General features: G+C 48.6%; 17 protein-coding genes, 6 tRNA genes and 1 riboswitch. Of the genes, 11 read left to right on the top strand and 12 right to left on the bottom strand.

Annotated features, from left to right (window positions below):
- Positions 1 to 195 precede the first annotated feature (195 nt).
- Both BF9343_RS12250 and BF9343_RS12245 read left to right on the top strand, forming a co-directional pair.
- Positions 196 to 765, top strand: a complete 570-nt coding sequence (locus tag BF9343_RS12250) for a porin family protein (protein WP_005788064.1) — start codon at positions 196 to 198, stop codon at positions 763 to 765.
- Positions 766 to 966: 201 nt separating this feature from the next.
- Complete coding sequence (locus tag BF9343_RS12245; RefSeq protein WP_005788062.1) at positions 967 to 1479, top strand: outer membrane beta-barrel protein; 513 nt, start codon at positions 967 to 969, stop codon at positions 1477 to 1479.
- A gap of 77 nt (positions 1480 to 1556) precedes the next feature.
- Here the strand turns inward: BF9343_RS12245 and BF9343_RS12240 are convergent, their stop codons facing one another.
- The 9 genes from BF9343_RS12240 to BF9343_RS12195 form a co-directional block, all read right to left on the bottom strand.
- Positions 1557 to 2165 carry a thiamine phosphate synthase gene (locus BF9343_RS12240; RefSeq protein WP_005788060.1) on the bottom strand — a complete coding sequence of 203 codons (609 nt, stop codon included), beginning with the start codon at positions 2163 to 2165 and terminating at the stop codon, positions 1557 to 1559.
- A 61-nt stretch (positions 2166 to 2226) separates the two neighbouring features.
- Positions 2227 to 2928 carry a HesA/MoeB/ThiF family protein gene (locus BF9343_RS12235; protein ID WP_005793495.1) on the bottom strand — a complete coding sequence of 234 codons (702 nt, stop codon included), beginning with the start codon at positions 2926 to 2928 and terminating at the stop codon, positions 2227 to 2229.
- A 22-nt stretch (positions 2929 to 2950) separates the two neighbouring features.
- Positions 2951 to 4075: a 2-iminoacetate synthase ThiH gene (gene thiH / locus BF9343_RS12230; RefSeq protein WP_005788055.1), complete on the bottom strand. Its 1125-nt coding sequence runs from the start codon at positions 4073 to 4075 to the stop codon at positions 2951 to 2953.
- Between the two features lies 1 nt (position 4076).
- On the bottom strand, positions 4077 to 4631 hold the full coding sequence (locus BF9343_RS12225; RefSeq protein ID WP_005788051.1) for a hypothetical protein: 555 nt from the start codon (positions 4629 to 4631) through the stop codon (positions 4077 to 4079).
- Between the two features lies 1 nt (position 4632).
- Positions 4633 to 6327 (bottom strand): phosphomethylpyrimidine synthase ThiC, encoded by a 1695-nt coding sequence (gene thiC, locus BF9343_RS12220; protein WP_005815685.1) that lies wholly within the window; start codon positions 6325 to 6327, stop codon positions 4633 to 4635.
- 85 nt (positions 6328 to 6412) lie between these two features.
- A complete protein-coding gene (locus BF9343_RS12215) occupies positions 6413 to 7189 on the bottom strand; it encodes a thiazole synthase (RefSeq protein WP_005788045.1) in 777 nt (258 codons plus the stop codon).
- Positions 7190 to 7330: 141 nt separating this feature from the next.
- On the bottom strand, positions 7331 to 7945 hold the full coding sequence (locus BF9343_RS12210) for a thiamine phosphate synthase (protein WP_005793502.1): 615 nt from the start codon (positions 7943 to 7945) through the stop codon (positions 7331 to 7333).
- Positions 7946 to 7948: 3 nt separating this feature from the next.
- Positions 7949 to 8146 (bottom strand): sulfur carrier protein ThiS, encoded by a 198-nt coding sequence (gene thiS / locus BF9343_RS12205; protein ID WP_005788039.1) that lies wholly within the window; start codon positions 8144 to 8146, stop codon positions 7949 to 7951.
- Positions 8147 to 8216: 70 nt separating this feature from the next.
- Positions 8217 to 8309, bottom strand: a riboswitch (TPP riboswitch).
- A gap of 206 nt (positions 8310 to 8515) precedes the next feature.
- Positions 8516 to 9133: a superoxide dismutase gene (locus BF9343_RS12195; RefSeq protein ID WP_005788037.1), complete on the bottom strand. Its 618-nt coding sequence runs from the start codon at positions 9131 to 9133 to the stop codon at positions 8516 to 8518.
- A gap of 121 nt (positions 9134 to 9254) precedes the next feature.
- Between BF9343_RS12195 and BF9343_RS12190 the strand changes: the two genes are divergently transcribed.
- From BF9343_RS12190 to BF9343_RS12145, 9 genes are all read left to right on the top strand, one after another.
- Positions 9255 to 11615 (top strand): ATP-dependent helicase, encoded by a 2361-nt coding sequence (locus BF9343_RS12190; protein ID WP_005788035.1) that lies wholly within the window; start codon positions 9255 to 9257, stop codon positions 11613 to 11615.
- Positions 11616 to 11741: 126 nt separating this feature from the next.
- Positions 11742 to 12881: a carboxynorspermidine decarboxylase gene (gene nspC / locus BF9343_RS12185; protein WP_010993061.1), complete on the top strand. Its 1140-nt coding sequence runs from the start codon at positions 11742 to 11744 to the stop codon at positions 12879 to 12881.
- A gap of 130 nt (positions 12882 to 13011) precedes the next feature.
- Positions 13012 to 13084 (top strand) — tRNA-Gly (locus tag BF9343_RS12180).
- 25 nt (positions 13085 to 13109) lie between these two features.
- Positions 13110 to 13191: transfer RNA gene (locus BF9343_RS12175), tRNA-Leu, on the top strand.
- Positions 13192 to 13228: 37 nt separating this feature from the next.
- Positions 13229 to 13312 (top strand) — tRNA-Leu (locus BF9343_RS12170).
- A gap of 22 nt (positions 13313 to 13334) precedes the next feature.
- A tRNA-Gly gene (locus BF9343_RS12165) sits at positions 13335 to 13407 on the top strand.
- 64 nt (positions 13408 to 13471) lie between these two features.
- Positions 13472 to 13553, top strand: a tRNA-Leu gene (locus BF9343_RS12160).
- A 7-nt stretch (positions 13554 to 13560) separates the two neighbouring features.
- Positions 13561 to 13633, top strand: a tRNA-Gly gene (locus BF9343_RS12155).
- Between the two features lie 502 nt (positions 13634 to 14135).
- Positions 14136 to 15344: a hexokinase family protein gene (locus BF9343_RS12145; RefSeq protein WP_010993059.1), complete on the top strand. Its 1209-nt coding sequence runs from the start codon at positions 14136 to 14138 to the stop codon at positions 15342 to 15344.
- 227 nt (positions 15345 to 15571) lie between these two features.
- Here BF9343_RS12145 and BF9343_RS12140 read toward each other — a convergent pair whose 3' ends face one another.
- The 3 genes from BF9343_RS12140 to cobM all read right to left on the bottom strand — a co-directional run bounded on the left by BF9343_RS12140 (position 15572) and on the right by cobM (position 19985).
- Positions 15572 to 15988 (bottom strand): hypothetical protein, encoded by a 417-nt coding sequence (locus tag BF9343_RS12140; protein WP_005788028.1) that lies wholly within the window; start codon positions 15986 to 15988, stop codon positions 15572 to 15574.
- Positions 15989 to 16254: 266 nt separating this feature from the next.
- Positions 16255 to 18183 carry a cobalt-precorrin-5B (C(1))-methyltransferase CbiD gene (gene cbiD, locus BF9343_RS12135; RefSeq protein WP_010993058.1) on the bottom strand — a complete coding sequence of 643 codons (1929 nt, stop codon included), beginning with the start codon at positions 18181 to 18183 and terminating at the stop codon, positions 16255 to 16257.
- A 2-nt stretch (positions 18184 to 18185) separates the two neighbouring features.
- Positions 18186 to 19985, bottom strand: a complete 1800-nt coding sequence (cobM, locus tag BF9343_RS12130; protein ID WP_010993057.1) for a precorrin-4 C(11)-methyltransferase — start codon at positions 19983 to 19985, stop codon at positions 18186 to 18188.
- Positions 19986 to 19991 lie beyond the last annotated feature (6 nt).

Genomic DNA, 19991 nt, shown 5'->3' with positions numbered 1-19991 from the left:
TGTGCGAGGCTACTCCAAGAGGGTAGCCTCGCCTTTTTGTATATATCTGTATGGTGCAGACAGAGCCTACAGGAGAGAAAAGCCGGCGGAAACCTAAAATGTAGAGTAAATATTTGTATAATTCAAATAAAAATATTTCCTTTATCTTATGAAACCTTACTTATTATATTTTTAACAAACTAAAATTACAGAATTATGAAAAGAAATCTTGTGTTTGTATTGTTTGCCCTCGTTTCGGTTGTGGGCTTTTCTCAAGTGAGCTGGAATGCCAAGGTGGGAATGAATATCAGTAACTTTACCGGTGATTTTGACATGAATGCCAAAGTAGGATTCAAGATAGGCGGTGGCATGGAGTATGGATTTAATGAAATCTGGTCGTTGCAACCCTCTTTGTTTGTATCTTCCAAAGGTGCCAAGAAGGACGAACTGAGTGTGAATGCTGTTTATCTGGAACTGCCGGTTATGGCTGCTGCGCGTTTCAAAGTAGCCGATAATACTAATATCGTGTTGAGTGCAGGTCCTTATTTTGCTTGCGGTATCGCGGGTAATTCTAAAGTAGATCTGGGCAAAGGGCGCTTGGAAGTCGATACCTTTGGTGACGACGGTCTGCTGAAACGTGGCGATGTAGGTCTTGGTATCGGTGTTGCCGCGGAGTTTGGCAAGATTATCGCAGGGCTTGACGGTCAGTTCGGGTTTGTCGATGTCATGGACAACGTAAATGGTAAGAATCTGAATCTTTCTATTAGCGTAGGTTATAAGTTCTGAGGGAAACCGGTAAATATTTAAATAGAAAAGCCGCTGTAAATCAATTACAAGCGGCTTTTTTCATTTTGCTCTCCGGTGAATAATGATCGAAATAGTTGTTTAATTAATGAATATGATATACTTTTGCGCCCCGAAACAAAAGTGAAATTATTCTTTTGTTTGTTTTCAAAACAGGTGTATTTAATTAAAACTACTAAGAAGATGAAAAAGATTGTATTGTTTTTATTTGTTGCTATTGCAACTTTATCTGTTAAGGCACAAGACCTTTACATGGGAGGTACCGTAGGTTTGTGGCGTAATGATGATGCCAATACCACTTCCTTTAAACTGGCTCCGGAGATCGGATACAACCTGAGCGAACAATGGGCATTGGGCGTTGAGCTTCAGTTCAACCATGAATACAAGGAGCATATCTCGACAAACACATTTGCCATTGCTCCTTACGCACGTTTTTCTTATTATGAAAACAAGATCGTACGTCTGTTTGTCGATGGCGGATTTGGTTTTGCTACCACTAAGGTGAAAGATGGCGGTGATGCTGTAAACGGTTTCGAGATCGGTCTGAAACCGGGTATCGCTATCAAGTTGAACCAGCATTTCAGCCTGGTTGCCAAATGTGGCTTCCTGGGATATAAGGACGATTATATGGGTAACGGTTTTGGCTTTAGCGCAAGCAGTGAAGACCTTACATTCGGATTCCATTACGAATTTTAATCAAATAGGTTTCAACGAAATAGGGTGACCTCCGCAAGGAGAATCACCCTATTTTATTTTGTCTGTTGTCGTTTCGTTCAGTCCGCCATTCTTTTCAGCTTCTTGAAGTGTTCTATCACTGCCAGGTAATCCTGGTCGGAGCAAGCGTCGAATTTGCCCCATAAATCTCCTAAAACTACTGCACCTCCGAATCCGAAATCTTTCACTTCCAGTATGTTATCCGGCGTAATACCTCCCAATGCCATCACCTTGTTGTCAATGATCTTGTCTTTGGCTGCCAGGCGCAGTTCTTCGGCTGTATAGGGTGAGTTATATCCCTCTTTCGAGATACTGTCATAAACCGGGCTCATGAATACATAATCATAAAAGTGCTTTTTATTCTTCACTTCCTCCACCGAGTGACACGAACAACTGATATGTCCCGAATAGTCATGCGGTTCTTTGGGATTTCGTGCATTCAGATGAATTCCCATCAGGTTGAATTCTTCTTTCAGATAGAAGTGTTCGTGCGTGACAATCCGTTTGTGGTATTTCTCCGGAATCAGTGTCAACAGGCGCTCTGAATACATAGCCGGTGTTTCCGGTTTTCTGAGATGCAGAATATCCAGTCCCTCTTCAAAAAGAGCAGTGATAATCTTATCTTCTTCTACAAAGAAAGTAGGCGTCGTTACTACGATAAGTTTCATTTCTTTTGTTAAACTGTTAAGTTTAGCAAAGTTACTAATTAACTTACTCAGAAACCAACCTTTATAGTGAAAATATGTTAGATTGCAATGTCCGCAAGTCAATTGTCCATAGTTTGCCTGCCAGGACCTCTCCGAATCCACAAATGATTTTGAGAACTTCGCATGCTTCCACACTGCCCGTTACTGCCGGTGTCACTCCGACCACCCCCTTGGGAGGAGGAGGCATGTGTAACATTCCTTCTTCGTCCGGGTAGAGGTCACGATAAGTTTTCCGTTGAGTTCCTTCTCCGTAGTTGAAGACGGACACCTGTCCTTCAAATCCGCAGATAGCACCGTATACATACGGTTTCCCGAGCTCCGAACAGACATCGCTGAGCAGATACCGGGTTGCAAAGTTATCGCAACCGTCCACGATGATGTCATACTGGCCTATCAGATCGCGTGCATTTTCTTTACTTAGCCTTCCCGGACAGGCATTCACTTTTATCTCCCTGTTGAGGGCGCTGATCCGCATGGAGGCACAGATAGCCTTCAGGTCGCCCACTTCCTCCTCCGTGTAGAGTATCTGCCTCTGCAGATTGCTGAGGCTCACTTCGTCGTCATCTGCCAACCCGATGGTACCCACTCCAGCGCCGGCCAGATAGAGGGCGATGGGAGAACCGAGTCCTCCCACGCCTACAATCAGTACTTTGGCAGCTTTTAGCTTTAGCTGTCCTGCTTCTCCTATTTCCGGAAGCATGGTTTGTCTGCTGTATCTTTCCATAAATTCCCTTTTATTTCAGTTATCAGCATTGGGGTAGCGTCAGCGCCGTGTCCCAGTCTTTGTATACCGGTATCCGCCCCAGCGACCGTAGTGCTGCATCCACCTCCACGGCTTTCCGCTCGTCGCTTACGTGAAACTGTTCCAGTGCTTGCGGATAGGTAAAGTATCCTCCCGGTTCCGTTTTGCTTTCTGCACTCATGGTGGTCACTCCGAGCGTAGCCATGTGGTTACGGAAGGCTGCGCTTTCGCGGGTAGAGTAGGAGATGTCTACATCATGGTCGAAGATGCGCATCGCAAAAGTCACTTGTGCCAACTCACGGTCGTTCATCACCACATTGGGCTGGAAGCCTCCGTTTTCCGACGGGCGCATGCGGGGGAAGTTGACACTATATTTCGTTTTCCAATAATGCTTCTGCAAGTAGCGGAGATGATAGGCCATCATGGTGATATCCGTTCTCCATTCCTCCAGTCCGATCAGTACGCCCATTCCTATCTTGTGTACTCCGGCCTGTCCCATGCGGTCGAATCCGTTGACCCTCCATTCGAATTTAGACTTCATGCCGCGGGGGTGGTAGATGTTGTAATTGGCTTTATTATACGTCTCCTGAAAGCAGATGACCCCGTTCAGACCTGCATGTGTAAGTCGTTCATATTCTTCTGCTTTAAGTGGCATTACTTCAATCTGAAGGTTAGCAAAGTAGGGCTTTGCCAGCAAGAGGGCACGTTCGATGTAGTCCACTCCGGCTTTGGCAGGATTCTCTCCTGTCACCAGCAACAGATTCTCAAAGGGGGCCAGCTTCTTGATCGCCTTGTACTCGTTCACCATCTCTTCTTCCGTAAGGATGGTACGCTTCATCGGGTTGTTGTGGTTAAAGCCGCAGTATACACACGAGTTTGTACAAGAATTTGTAATATAGAGAGGCACGAACATCGAGATTGTTTTTCCGAAGCGTTCCATCGTATACTTCCGGCTGAGACGTGCCATCGTCTCCAGATATGGAGCGGCAGCCGGCGAAATCAATGCCATAAAATCATTTACATCGCAGTGTTCCTTCGACAATGCGCGGCGCACATCAGCGTCAGTTTTGGAATAGATGGCTTTAGTCGTCTCTTCCCAGGAAATCTTTTCTAATTCATCTGAAAACATTTTATTTTTTCTTTTTATTCTTCTGGTTAATCTTCTTCAATGTGTTCCGTACAGCCGATTTTACGGCGGTCGAATACATTTCCGTCTCTGTACTCTCCAGTATGGTACGCAGCTCATACAGCAACTCCGGCTCGGGCTCGCACAGGCGGTAAGCCATTCGGATGGCGAGCGATTGCACGCCGATACTCTCTTGGGGCGACAGCATGGCGTCCAGGCAGAAGTTGAGCAGAGCCACGGAAGGCACCTTCGTTGCGGGTGCATGGTAGAGTATGGAAAGAAGCAGTCGTTTCGAACCATCGTGCCCGCAGGACATCAACCTTCCGGTCAGCTCTTCCCTGAAAGGGATCAGCCACTCCGGCTTCTGCCTGCACAGTTTGTCGCATATCCATAAAGCCCGCCAGGACACCAATAATTTATCGTCCGACGTCAGCCGGTAAATGTTGTCGAAGTTCTCCGGTCGATCCAGGATTTCTTTTACAATCCGGTCCGTCTCCAGTTGGGAGATAGGCACATCGAGTGCTTTCCGGTATTCCGCTGTCCTTTCCGTTGCAGTCATCCTATTTTTGTTTTTGAGTTTTCTTCAGATCGCGGCTCAGTCGCATCGCGCAGAAATTCGGTCCGCACATGGTGCAATACTCTCCGTCGGTATGCCGTCCGGCATGGAAGTAAGAGAATGCACGTTCCGGATCGAGCGACAGGTCGAACTGGTCTTTCCACCGGAATTCGTACCGGGCTTTGCTCAGTGCGTTGTCGCGTACCTGTGCCCCCGGGTGTCCTTTGGCCAGATCGGCCGCATGGGCGGCTATTTTATAAGTGATTACTCCCACGCGTACATCTTCTTTATCGGGCAGGGCGAGGTGCTCTTTAGGGGTCACATAGCATAGCATGGCTGTTCCCAGCCATCCTATTTGTGCCGCTCCGATAGCCGAAGTGATGTGGTCGTATCCCGGAGCGATGTCCGTCACCAGCGGGCCGAGCGTATAGAACGGGGCATTGTGGCATTTTTCAATCTGGCGTTCCATGTTTTCGCGTATCTTGTGCATCGGCACATGTCCCGGTCCTTCGATAAATGCCTGTACGTTTTTCTCCCAGGCGCGCACCACCAGTTCGCCCATTGTGTCGAGCTCGGCAAATTGCGCTTCATCATTGGCGTCGTGGGTCGATCCGGGCCGTAGGCCGTCGCCGAGCGACACTGCGACATCGTATTGTGCCAGGATGTCGCAGATGTCATCGAAGTGTTCGTAAAGGAAGCTTTCCCGGTCGTGCACCAGACACCATTTGCTCATGATACTTCCGCCGCGGGATACGATGCCGCAGAGGCGTTTTTCCGCCAGGTGCACATTATGCCGGCGGATGCCCGCATGGATGGTGAAGTAGTCCACTCCCTGCTCACACTGCTCGATCAGCGTGTCGCGATACAGTTCCCAGGTCAGGTCCTCTACCTTTCCGTTTACCTTTTCCAGAGCCTGGTAGATAGGTACGGTCCCCACCGGAACGGGACAGTTGCGGATGATCCATTCCCGCGTTTCGTGTATGTTCTCTCCGGTCGAAAGATCCATCAATGTGTCTCCTCCCCATTTACAGCTCCACATTGCTTTCTCCACCTCTTCGTCTATGCTCGAGGTAGTGGCGGAGTTGCCGATGTTGGTATTGATTTTCACCAGGAAGTTGCGGCCTATAATCATAGGTTCGGCTTCGGGATGGTTGATGTTGGCAGGCAGCACCGCCCGTCCTTCGGCTATTTCCTGACGTACGAATTCGGGTGTGATATGGGTCTCGATGCCCAGTTCTTCGCAGTTCATATTCTCACGGATAGCCACATATTCCATTTCGGGAGTGACAATGCCCTGTTTGGCATACGCCATCTGGGTGATATGCCGGCCGGCCTTGGCCCGGTAGGGCAGTGCGATATGTTCAAAACGGAGGTGGTCGAGGCTCCCGTCATCCCGCCGCATGCGTCCGTATTCCGAACTGATCTCGGGCAATTGTTCCACGTCTCCTCTGTTCAGTATCCATTCTTCACGCAGGCGCGGGAGGCCTTTTTTCAGGTCGATTTCTATGTCGGGGTCACTGAAAGGACCGCTGGTATCGTAGATGTACACATGCGGATTGGGAGTGATCACCTTCTTTTCTCCTTCGAAAGTTGTGCTGGGCACTTGCTCTACTTTTCGCATACCTACACGGATTTCGGGGAATAGCTTGCCGGACAGATATACCTTCTCAGAGCGGGGAAATTTTATTCTTTGTTCCATACATTCGTTATTAGGATCTCTCAGCCCCGTATTCTTTTCCCGAAGAGTGATCGACGGGAGAGGGGCCGGAGGCGAGGTTATTGTTTTATTCGTTTAAAAATGCCGTCAGTGGTGAGCTTGCTTCCGCCACGAACCCTATGGCCTGCATACCCAGTCCGGCCTCGTATGCCGTCCGTCCGGCTTCTACTGCCTGCTTGAAGGCTTTTGCCATTTCTATCGGGTTGCCGGCTACGGCGATAGCTGTGTTTACCAGGCATGCCGATGCACCCATTTCCATAGCCTCCGCCGCATGGCTCGGTGCTCCGATTCCGGCGTCCACCACTACCGGGATACCGGCCTGTTCGATAATGATTTGCAGAAACTCCTTGGTTTGCAGTCCTTTATTGGTTCCGATAGGTGCTCCCAGCGGCATTACCGTGGCGGCTCCCGCTTCTTCCAGTTGTTTGCAGAGCACCGGATCTGCCTGGCAATAGGGGAGCACGACGAATCCGAGTTTCACCAGTTCTTCAGTCGCTTTCAGGGTCTCCACCGAGTCGGGCAGCAGATAGCGCGGGTCGGGATGAATCTCCAGTTTCAGCCAGTTGGTTCCGAAAGCCTCTCGTGCCATTTGTGCGGCAAACACCGCTTCCTCCGCATTGCGTACGCCCGATGTGTTGGGAAGCAACTGAATGTGCGGATGTACAATATGTTTCAGCATGTCGTCTTCCGTGCTCTCCATGTCGACACGTTTCATGGCCACTGTCACCATTTCGGTGCCCGATGCCAGTATCGACTGTTCCATCCATTCGTTTGAGCTGAATTTACCTGTTCCCAGGAAGAGGCGGGAGTTGAATTCACGTCCCGCAATGATTAACTTTTCCATTTCTGATCTTGTTTTGAGTTCATTTCACCACAGGGTAACACGGAGTCTCACAGAGTTTTAAATTTCTTGTTTATGGAGTATTAAGAGAAAACCATCTCTGTGGAACTCTGTGTTACTCTGTGGTGAATTCAGTTCATTTCCTTATATGTTTAGAATTCTTTTTGTTTCTTCTACCGGGTCCGGTGCTTGCAGGATTGCTCCGGAGAGGGCGATGCCGTTCACCCCCGTTTCCATAATGGCCGGAATGTCTTCCGCCACGATCCCTCCGATGGCTACTACCGGTATCCGGATACCGGCCTCGTTCATCTGTGCCAGTATGGAGGTGTAGCCTTCGAGTCCCAGTACCGGGCTCAGATTTTTCTTAGTGGTGGTAAACCGGAAAGGGCCTATGCCCAGATAGTCGGCTCCGGCGGCATGATGCAGCTTTACGTCTTCAAAGGTGTTGGCCGTTCCGCCAATGATGAATGCTTCGCCCAGCATCTGCCGGGCTTCGCCGATGGGCATGTCTTTTTTGCCCAGGTGCACCCCGTCCACTTCCAGCTTTTTGGCCAGCTCTACGTGGTCGTCGAGAATCAGGATCGCTTCTTTAGCTTTACAGAGAGGTTTCAGTTGCAGTGCCACTGCCTCCACCTCTTCCGGCGATGCCTCTTTCATGCGCAGTTGGATCCATTTACAGCCCCCTTCGAGAGCCATGCGCGCCGATTCCAGATAGGAGTAATTCTCTGTTTGATGGGTGATAAATTGTAGGCTTAACATAGGCTATCCTCCGCAGGCTGCTTTAATCACAATCAGGTTATCATTCTCTTGCAGCCCGAATCCGTCCCATTGCGGACGCGGTATCATTCGGTTGTTGACGGCGATGGCTACACCGTTTTCGGGAAGTTGCAGTTGGGTGGCAAGCTGGGCCAGTGTGCTTGCGGTTGTTTCCACTTCTTTGTTGTTCACTTGTACTTTCATATTCGTATAGGTGTGTTTGGGGATAAATGAAAGTAAATACAAAGAGGGGTGCGTGCGGGAAAAAGAAAAAACGGAAGAAATACACAATCCCTTCGGCAGTACTAACTGCATCAGGTTCTTAGGGTATAATCTCAGCCACCGGGTGGCACCCCTTTGTCTTTACGGAGGCAAAGTAAGTGAAAAAGAAAATAAGAAGAAAGTAAATCGGGGATTATTTCATCGCGGAGTCATGCGGAATTTGTTTTTGCCCTTTCTCAAAACTCACCATAAAAAACACAGAGTAACACAGAGCCGATTTTAGGTTGTTGATTATTAACAAAAAAAAAGCTCTGTGATACTCTGTGTTACTCCGTGGTGAAAAGAGTTAGGTTACAGCCGTTTTTCTACGACATCCCAGTCGATGATCTCCCACAGTTTGTTTACGTGGTCGGCACGACGGTTCTGATAGTCGAGGTAGTAAGCATGTTCCCATACGTCAAATCCCAGTAACGGTTTCAGTCCCGCGCGTACCGGATTGCTTCCGTTGGGCTCTTTGGTGATGTGCAGCTTTCCGTCTTTGTCAACGGACAGCCAGGCCCATCCCGAACCGAACAATCCTACAGAAGCTGCGTTGAACTCTTTCTTGAAGTTTTCAAAGCTGCCGAAGTCGCGTTTGATGGCTTCTCCCAACTTGCCTGCCGGTTCGTTCTTTGCCGGTTTCGGCGCAAATTGCAGGAAGTACAGAGTATGGTTCAGCACCTGTCCGGCATTATTGAAGATAGCTCCGTCGGGAGCCGAGGCTACGATGGCTTCTACTGTTTTTCCTTCATATTCGGTGCCCGGAACCAGGCTATTGAGATTGTTTACATATGTTTGAAGATGTTTACCATAATGGTAATCGATGGTTTGCTGACTGATTACAGGTTCCAGCGCATTGTTTGCGTACGGAAGTTTAGGCATTTCGTAAGTCATGGTCGTAAATATTAAAGACATTAATAATGTATTCATAAATTCAAATCTTTTATTTCATTTCTCTGAATATATAACAGGATATAGGGCCCAAATGTTCGGAGTTGTCCAAACTTTCCTCTATCTTTGCCCGTGAATAGAGATTTAACAGATAAATTTTATGCCCGACTATATCGAAGAACTTAATGAAAGCCAGCGTGCGGCGGTGCTCTACGGTGATGGCCCTTCGCTGGTCATCGCCGGTGCCGGTTCCGGAAAGACGCGTGTGCTCACTTATAAGATAGCCTATCTGCTCGAGAACGGTTACAATCCCTGGAATATCCTGGCACTGACTTTCACTAACAAAGCTGCCCGTGAAATGAAGGAGCGTATTGCCCGGCAGGTGGGCGAGCAGCGTGCACGATTCCTTTGGATGGGTACGTTCCATTCGGTTTTTTCCCGTATTCTTCGTGCCGAGGCGTCCCATATCGGCTTTACGTCGCAGTTCACCATCTACGATTCGGCGGACAGCAAGAGCCTGATTCGTTCCATCATCAAAGAGATGGGGCTTGATGAGAAGACCTATAAGCCCGGCAGTGTGCAGGCACGCATCTCCAATGCGAAGAACCACCTGGTGTCTCCTTCGGGATACGCAGCCAACAAGGAGGCGTACGAGGGCGATCTTGCCGCAAAGATGCCTGCCATACGGGATATCTACAGCCGCTACTGGGAGCGTTGCCGGCAGGCCGGAGCAATGGATTTCGATGATCTGCTGGTCTATACCTATATCCTTTTCCGCGACTTTCCTGACGTGCTGGCACGCTATCGCGAGCAGTTCCGCTATGTGCTTGTCGACGAGTATCAAGACACCAACTATGCACAGCACAGCATCGTGCTGCAACTGACAAAGGAGAATCAGCGTGTATGCGTGGTGGGCGACGACGCGCAGAGCATCTACTCCTTCAGGGGAGCGGACATTGACAATATTTTGTATTTCACCAAGATATATCCCGATACCAAAGTCTTCAAGCTGGAGCAGAACTACCGTTCCACCCAGACCATTGTCCGTGCGGCCAACAGCCTGATCGAAAAGAACGAGCGGCAGATCCCCAAAGAGGTGTTCTCCGAGAAGGAACGGGGTGAGGCCATCGGGGTCTTTCAGGCTTACAGTGATGTGGAAGAAGGCGACATTGTGACCAATAAAATAGCGCAACTGCGTCGCGAGCACGATTATGAATACTCCGACTTCGCCATCCTTTATCGTACCAATGCCCAGAGCCGTGTCTTCGAAGAGGCTTTGCGCAAACGGGGCATGCCTTATAAGATTTACGGCGGCCTCTCTTTCTATCAGCGCAAGGAGATCAAAGATATCATAGCCTACTTCCGCCTGGTGGTCAACCCCAATGACGAAGAGGCGTTCAAGCGGATTATCAATTATCCGGCACGCGGCATCGGCGATACCACGGTGGGCAAGATTATTACTGCCGCCACCGATAACAATGTCAGCCTCTGGACCGCACTCTGCGAACCCATTACGTACGGGCTTTCCATCAATAAAGGCACACATACCAAATTGCAGGATTTTCGTGCGCTGATCGAGCAGTTTATGGCAGATGTGACCGTAAAGAATGCTTATGAAATAGGTACGGAAATCATCCGTCAGTCCGGCATCATCAATGAAGTCTGCCAGGACAATTCGCCCGAAAATCTCAGCCGGAAAGAAAACATCGAGGAACTGGTGAACGGTATGAATGATTTTTGTGCCATGCGTCAGGAAGAGGGGAACACGAACGTTTCTCTGATCGACTTTCTCTCCGAAGTATCCTTGCTCACCGATCAGGATTCCGACAAGGAGGGAGACGGCGAGAAGGTGACTCTGATGACGGTACATTCCGCCAAAGGACTGGAGTTCCGCAACGTATTCGTGGTGGGGATGGAAGAGAATCTTTTCCCCAGCGGGATGGCGGGCGATTCACCCCGTGCGATGGAAGAGGAGCGACGCTTGTTCTATGTAGCCATCACCCGTGCCGAAGAGCACTGTTTCCTCTCGTTTGCCAAAACCCGTTTCCGTTACGGTAAGATGGAGTTCGGCAGCCCCAGCCGTTTCTTGCGGGACATCGACACCCGTTTCCTGCAACTTCCGCAGGAGGCCGCTTTAGGCCGGAGCATCGACGAAGGGGCCGGCCGCTTCCGCCGCGAGATGGAAGAGGGGTATTCGCGCCGTTCGTCTTCCGAACGCTTCTCTGCCCGTCCGTCGGCCGACCGTCCGGAACGCGAACGGCCGAAGGCGCAGATCATCGCGCCGACGGTCCCCCGTAACTTGAAAAAGGTAAGTGGGACTATGCTCTCCCCATCGTCGGCTTCCGGAGCCGGCGTCGCCGGCGTACAGCCCGGACAGACCATCGAGCACGAACGCTTCGGCCTGGGTGAGGTGATTCGCGTAGAAGGTACGGGCGACAATGCCAAAGCTACCATTCATTTCCGTAATGCAGGTGATAAACAGCTGTTGCTGCGTTTCGCCAGATTTAAAGTAATAGAATAATTTATTCTCACCACAGAGTAACACAGAGCCGCACAGAGAAATTTTTCTCTCCTTAAGATCCCACTGATAAAAACTTAAAACTCCGTGAGACTCTGTGTTACTCTGTGGTGAACCTTGTAGTTGACTATGATAGATTTTACCCAATTCCCCTCTCCGTGTTATATCATGGAAGAGGAGCTGCTGAGAAAGAACCTCAGCCTGATAAAGAGTGTAGCCGATGATGCCGGAGTTGAAATCATCCTTGCTTTCAAGTCTTTTGCCATGTGGCGTTCATTTCCCATTTTCAGGGAGTACATCGGACACTCCACGGCCAGTTCCGTCTACGAAGCCCGTTTGGCGCTCGAAGAGTTCGGCAGTAAGGCGCATACTTATTCCCCGGCCTATACCGAGGCGGACTTCCCGGAGATCATGCGTTGCAGCAGCCACATCACGTTCAATTCCCTGTCTCAATTCAGCCGCTTCTATCCGCTGACTGTGGCCGAAGGCAGCGGCATCTCTTGCGGCATCCGTGTTAATCCCGAGTATTCGGAGGTAGAGACCGAACTCTATAACCCGTGCGCTCCCGGCACCCGTTTCGGGATCACTGCCGATCTGTTGCCCGCCCGTTTGCCGCAGGGGATCGAAGGTTTCCATTGTCATTGCCATTGCGAGTCATCTTCGTTTGAGCTCGAGCGCACTTTGCAACATCTTGAAGAGAAGTTCTCGCCGTGGTTTTCTCAAATCAAGTGGCTCAACCTGGGCGGCGGCCACCTGATGACCCGCAAGGATTATGATACCCGGCATCTGACCGGCTTGTTACAAGGATTGAAAAAGCGCTATCCGCATTTGCGTATCATCCTCGAGCCCGGTTCGGCTTTCACCTGGCAAACCGGAGTCCTCACCTCCGAGGTGGTGGATATTGTCGAAAGCCGCGGCATCCGTACGGCCATTCTCAACGTCAGCTTCACCTGCCACATGCCCGACTGTCTTGAAATGCCTTATCAGCCCGCCGTTCGCGGAGCGGTGATGGGAGAGGAGGGACCGTTTGTCTATCGTCTCGGGGGCAATTCCTGCCTGAGCGGAGATTACATGGGGTCCTGGAGTTTCGACCATGAACTGCAGGCAGGCGAACGAATTGTCTTTGAAGATATGATACATTATACAATGGTAAAAACGAATATGTTTAATGGAATTCACCATCCTGCCATTGCTCTGTGGACAGCGGATGGCAAAGCCGAAATCTTCAGGCAGTTTTCCTACGAAGATTATCGCGATAGAATGAGTTGATAATCAAAACATTTGTCGTTTGCCAAAAACACAATGCACATTTTCTTGAGAAAAAAGTGTTCCGAATGCTTGCAGATATCAAGAAAATGCCTACCTTTGCAACCGCAATCGAGAAACAATGGTTGCAAATGCGGAAATAGCTCAGTTGGTAGAGCATAACCTTGCCAAGGTTAGGGTCGCGAGTTCGAGTCTCGTTTTCCGCTCTCTTTGAAATGTTGGAAACCTTTTGCCCAGGTGGCGGAATTGGTAGACGCGCACGTTTCAGGTGCGTGTGTCGAGAGGCATGCAGGTTCGAGTCCTGTTCTGGGCACAAAGGTGAGAATAGTTCAAAGCTTTAATCAAGAATCGGAGAGGTGGCGGAATTGGTAGACGCGCTACTTTGAGGGGGTAGTGACATTACTGTCGTGGGAGTTCGAGTCTCCTTCTCTTCACATTCTGTATTAAAGTTGTTTTGCGGAAATAGCTCAGTTGGTAGAGCATAACCTTGCCAAGGTTAGGGTCGCGAGTTCGAGTCTCGTTTTCCGCTCAACAAGAACGTCGGTTATCTGTTCCTCTCCATTTTTTTAACGGCAGGTTTCTGATTAGTCAATGCCCAGGTGGCGGAATTGGTAGACGCGCACGTTTCAGGTGCGTGTGTCGAGAGGCATGCAGGTTCGAGTCCTGTTCTGGGCACTACATTGCGGAAATAGCTCAGTTGGTAGAGCATAACCTTGCCAAGGTTAGGGTCGCGAGTTCGAGTCTCGTTTTCCGCTCAGAGAAAAAGGAAGCTGAATCATTTGATTCGGCTTCCTTTTTTTGTTTAATGTTTACCGTTGCTTCAAGATAACAGTTAGGGATAATAGCAGTATTCCAGCCACTGCGCAGTCAGATGGAGGAATGTTGTTGAACTATGACGATACGGAAAACCGCACTTATTTGAGGTTCACCGGGTATCCACCTCTCATAACACAGTTGAATAATATAGGTAAGGAGGGATATATCAATGTGATAGACACCAAGAGTGTATTGAAGGTCAGTCCCTCAAATAATCAAATTGAGGTTGCTGCATTTGAAGATTATAATGCATACACCACTCGTTGTGTACAGGAATAGGAACGGAGACTGATTACCACAAAGTAACACAGAGTCGATCTTGTAGGGTCCACTCTGTGCTACTCTGTGATGAAAGCATTAAAACAAATTGTCTTTTGAGCAAAATTCATCTTCAGTTGTTATTTACAGATATAAAGATAATCCATACATAAAATTAATATCATGGAGAAGAATATTTTCAAACTGGACAATGAACAACTGAAAGGAATCGCGCACGCATTCCGGGAGAAAGTGGAAGAGGGATTAAATAAGAATAATGCTGAAATACAATGTATTCCTACCTTTATTTTACCTAAGGCGACCGATGTTAAAGGCAAGGCTTTGGTTCTGGACCTGGGAGGTACCAACTATAGAGTGGCAATTGTCGATTTCTCAACCGAAAAGCCAATCATCTATCCCAATAATGGTTGGAAGAAGGATATGTCGATTATGAAGTCGCCCGGTTATACCCGTGAAGAGTTGTTCAAAGAGTTGGCCGACCTGATTGTTGAAATAAAGCGGGAAGAGGAAATGCCTATCGGTTATTGTTTTTCTTATCCGACCGAATCGATACCGGGAGGCGATGCAAGATTGCTTCGTTGGACCAAGGGGGTAGACATTCGGGAAATGGTGGGACAGTTTGTTGGGAAACCCTTACTCGACTACCTGAATGAAAAAAATAAAATCAGATTTACAGGAGTTAAAGTGCTGAATGACACGATTGCCAGTTTATTTGCCGGGCTTACCGACAAAAGCTATGATGCTTATATTGGCCTGATTGTAGGGACAGGTACAAATATGGCAACTTTTATTCCGTCTGACAAGATAACGAAGTTGGACCCGGAATGTCACGTACAAGGCTTGATTCCGGTCAATCTGGAATCGGGAAACTTTTATCCTCCCTTCCTGACTGCGGTGGACGATACTGTTGACGCAACTTCTGACAGTTTGGGTAAACAGCGTTTTGAGAAAGCGGTATCCGGCATGTATCTGGGGGATATCCTGAAAGCAGCTTTCCCTTTGGAAGAATTTGAAGAGAAATTTGATGCAAGGAAACTGACTGCTATGATGAATTATCCTGATATACACAAAGATATCTATGTTCAGGTAGCCCATTGGATCTATAACAGATCGGCCCAGCTCGTCGCTGCCTCTCTTGCCGGATTAATCGCATTGCTGAAATCGTATAATCGAGATATCCATCGGGTTTGTCTGATTGCCGAGGGCAGTCTTTTCTGGAGTGAAAGTCGGAAAGATAAAAACTATAATATCCTTGTAATGGAGAAATTGCAGGAACTTCTTCGTGAGCTTGAACTGGAAGATGTCGAAGTTCATATTAATAGTATGGATAATGCCAATCTGATAGGAACGGGGATTGCGGCATTATCCTGATTGTAGACAGTTTGTATTTGTCCTGATGAAATATTCATCGGGGCAAATACAAACTGTAAACCTCGCCCGTCGAGGTTAGTCTGACCGGGATGGACTTATTTTGCGTAGAGTGGATGCGCCCGGATCGGGCTTCTACATTGCAAAGAAAAATTGAGATGACGATGTTACCGGCCGGTAAATTAGCGATTATCTAATTTGAGACAGCTTTTTCGGGGCGAGGTGTTTTTTTATTTCTGTTTAGAAATGCTCCATTGACCGTTCTTGCAACTGACGCTGATCGTATCGTTTTTCCATTGGTTGTCCGCACGTTCGAGCAGGATACTTCCTTCAGACTCGGGTGTGTAGAGTTCTGCTTGCACAGAGTCGGCAGCAAATACGATGTAAGTGGCGTAAGTAGCGTTGTCTTTTTGGGTTTCGCTGATTTTCAGTCCTGCTTCGAAGGGACGAATACAATCTTTCTTCACTTCACTCCATACGTATCCGGCAGAGCCGACGCAACCGTGTTCGTCTTTATCACTTCCCGGTATAACTGCTTCTTCAGTCTTTGCTTCGCTTGCGGTGTCCTGTCCGGCTTTATTGGATTTGCATGCCGAAAATGCTATTGCCGTGCAAAGCATGGCCGTCCATAAATAAGTTTTCTTCATAATAAAAGTTTTTTCCTTTCTATTAAACTTTATGTTTTGATAATTATATTCTATAAATGCAATAAACCTTTTATTACTGCTTGGATTATATTGCTTTTTTATTGTATTCGGTTTAAATTTTATTGAATGGGAAGGATCATAATAGAAATTGAAAAATAGAGATTACTAACATTCAGTGGATTAACCTCAAAACAGGGTATGCTCTTGGTTATTTGTCAGTCTAAGTTAAATCGATCTTTTATGACCGATTTAACTTAGACAGGAACTTACTGTATGATTTTTCCTTCTTCAGTAATCAGAAGGATGGTTAGTTCTCCATTGGGGAGCAGCACATCGCAGTGGCGGTGGCATTGTTCGATCAACAGGGAACAGAAAGCCTGCAGTTCGGTTTCAGGAAGGATGTTCCAAAGTTCACGTGCCAGAATGATATGGTCGATTGCCTCTATGCTGGAGGGGGTACATCCACACCGTCGGGCAATTTCTTTGAGGAACTCCTTGTTCATGGTGACTTTCTTGCTGTGTGTGTCGAGGTGCCCTTCCGCCAGTTTCACAGCTTTACCCATCATTACTCCCAAGGTCAGCCGCGAGATGCCGAGTTCGGCTGCAATTCCGATCGTTTCGCCTATGAAATTACCATAGTGCACAAAAGCCTGCGGCGGAAGTTCCGGATAGAGATTGCGAATATATTTTTCGCTTTTGGCTCCCGAATTGATGACAATGCGGCAAGCACCTGTAGCACGTGCCACTTCCATCTCCTTACGAATGGAACGGACGAAAGCTTCGGAAGAAAAGGGTTTCACAATACCGCTGGTACCGATGATGGAGATTCCGCCTACGACACCCAGCCGGGGGTTGAAAGTACGTGCGGCGACTTCTTCACCTCCGGGAACTGAGATGGTGACATGGATGGGAGCGTTTGGCAGGTATCGATAGTAGTACCGGATGCAATTCCTCAGATTGTCGATAATCATTTGCCTGGGAGTGGCGTTAATGGCCGGACCACCTACTTCGAGCCCGAGTCCCGGCAGGGTAACTGTTCCTACACCCGGGCCACCATGGAAGACGAACTCCCATGTTTCCGGAGTTTGTACAGGTGCGTTATTAGCCTGTTTCGCTTCTGCGAGGTTCAGGGTTAAAGTGGTTACAATCGGCAGCCCACTGGTCACATCGGGGTCGTCTCCTCCATCTTTGATGACGGTAGCGCTGACTTCAATTTTCTCGTCGGAGAATGTTCCGGATACGGATTGGCAAGGAATTTCAATCGTTTCGCCACTGGGAAGGACGGTATGGATATTCCGGTTAAAATCCTCGAGTATGGGATTTTTCAGTTTCCGAAAAGCAGCTATGGCAGCGGCTGCGGCACAACTCCCGGTAGTGAGTCCGCTACGCAATGGGAAGTAATCGGGCAGCATTTTCTCAAGGGTACGGCGGAGACTGTTTACTCCGTCTACTGTTATATCGTAATATTCTAATTCGGGATGGAGAAGGATGTAAGGAGTTGCCCCATATTCCAGGATCATGTCTTTCTTTTCGGTGAATCCTCCGGACTTCCCACTCTCTTTCAGGACGACTGCCTGGGGAGACAGTTCTTGCAGGAGTTGGGGCAGATTCTCCGTTTCGGGATGATAGTACACCAGATGATCTTCCGGGAATCCTGCTTGACGGGCTATTTCACGGGAGCTGTCACGGTCGAGAATACGGAAGTAACATTCATACTTCTTCTTGGTCCATAAAGATTTGAATCGGGCGATGGACTGGACGCCTGTCAGGAAAAGAAATCTGTGACCCTCTTTTTCTTTCTTCAACTCGCGCAACAGATCCCGATTGTCATATTCAAATTTAAAAGGCAAATCATCAGGGTCGCAGTTGTCTTCGAAAATCGGGTTGAGGTAAGAGCGGTCGTAAATGCGTTCGTATCGAATGCAGGGAATGCCGAGATCATGCGCAACATCGGTTACTGTATCATGCAGCTTTTCGGCAAAGGGGTGGGCGGCATCTATCAAAAGGCGAATGTCGTTTTGGCGACAGAAAGCTTTCAGGGTTCTCCGGGTCATGGCGCCGCTCAGGCGTATGCCATGATGCAGGTAGATATCCTGTTCGTCACCTTTGGTTGAGTAATAATAAGGTTTCCCGGCTTCTTCGATTACATTGACGGCAGCCCGTCCTTCAGTGGTTCCTCCAAATATAAGTATCATGATTATTTACGGAATAAGTGTTTAAATTGGTGAGAATATAGTCGTGACAGTCCTTCCCGATTATCGATGGCATCGCCTACGACAATCATGGTAGTCAGAGTCAGATGGTTTTCGTTTACGATCTTAGCTAAATCCTGTAATTGTCCGCGAAAGATGCGTTCGTCTTTCCAGGTCAGATGATAACAGGCAGCTACAGGTGTAGTGGGCGGATAGTGCTCGAGGAGCTCTCGCTGAACCTGATCGACTACGCCTGCGCTGAGGAAGATGCACATGGTGCTTTGCGAACGTGCCAGCAGGCTGAGTTTCTCTTTCTCGGGCATCGGTGTACGACCTTCACCGCGAGTGAGGATGATGGTCTGTACCCTCTCCGGAATGGTGAATTGGGATTGGAGAGCAGCGGCGGCAGCCTGAAATGAAGAGATCCCCGGAGTGATGTGGTAATGCATACCATATTGGTCGAAGAAATTCATTTGCTCCTGGATGGCACCATAGATACAAGGGTCGCCTGTATGCAGACGGACTACCAACTGTCCACGGTCATAAAACTCTTTCATCAAGGCAAATTGCTCTTCGAGAGTCATGGAAGCCGAACTGCGTATGGTAGCACCGGCTTTGGCACATTCTGTCAGTTCGCGGGGGACGAGACTGCCGGCATAAAGTATCAGGTCGGCTTCTTCGAGAAAGTGACGTCCGCGTACGGAGATCAGCTCCGGATCGCCGGGACCGGCTCCGACAATTTCGATGTGCCCCTGACGTACGGAGGCAGCGTCCATGGCGATGGCTACAGTAAAGTTAGCGCCTTTTTGTTTGGGCAGGAGTAAGGGACCGCCTCCGGAAGAGAGTAGGGCAGAGGCTTCGGATACACTGGGAGTACCCATGTGCTTGTTGACCACTTCACTTGGAGTGGGCACCTCTATTTTGCTGAGTTGACTGGCGGTGTAAAGCCGGGTCTGATAAGCCTCTGCAAGTAGTTTGAGCACCGGTTCGTCTTTTTTTTCTTCAATGGAAGATACGGTACGTATGGCAAGAGGGATCATGTTGGCTTGCACCACAACATCCATCAGATGGGTAATGACGGTATCCACCGGATGGGCATCGCGGGCCAGTCCGACTCCCATATGCAATACCGGTGGGACGTAGTAGAGTGCCGGAGTGTCGGAGGTGTTGTAAATGAATGGAGTGACAAGCAGGAGCAAGTCATATTTCCGGAGATCCATATCCTCAAATTTGTAGAATACATCGACGTGAGGAGGCAAGGTATGTTCCAACTGTGTTGTGCCTTCGTCGCGAATGTCGAGTAATAGAGCTGTTGGTTTGCAATCTACAAAGAGTGTGATCAGATGATTCATATCCGATGATTCGGCCGGGACTGTTTGCCAACCGTATTTTTTGCCAAGAGTATCGAGGGCCCAAAGACCGGTACGGTCACTCCGGGTGGTAATCACAGGTTCGGCTCCCAGAATGCTTGCCACATACCGGGTCAGTCCGTTGGCTCCACCAATATGTCCGGACAGGACAGAGACAGCATAACGTCCTGTGCTGTCTACACAGACAACGGCGGGATCTTTATGCTTGTCTTCAATATGGGGAGCAATGGCACGGATACAAATTCCCATAGCTCCGATGAAGATAATAGCATCGAATTTATGGAATATCTCAGGAACGGCCTCCTGAAGATTGGAAATAGAGTGGCAATCTGTGTCTGTGCCGGTAGAAAAGATCTCTGATTCGGGAAGTTCCTGTTCCAGTGTCTTGGCCAGTGCTATGCCGGCTTCTGATATGACAATAATGGCTGTTTTCATATATTT

Origin of the sequence: Bacteroides fragilis NCTC 9343, from assembly GCF_000025985.1 — a bacterium.
In the GTDB taxonomy this organism is placed as follows: Bacteria; Bacteroidota; Bacteroidia; order Bacteroidales; family Bacteroidaceae; genus Bacteroides; species Bacteroides fragilis.
This window is presented reverse-complemented; position numbering and strand designations above follow the sequence as displayed.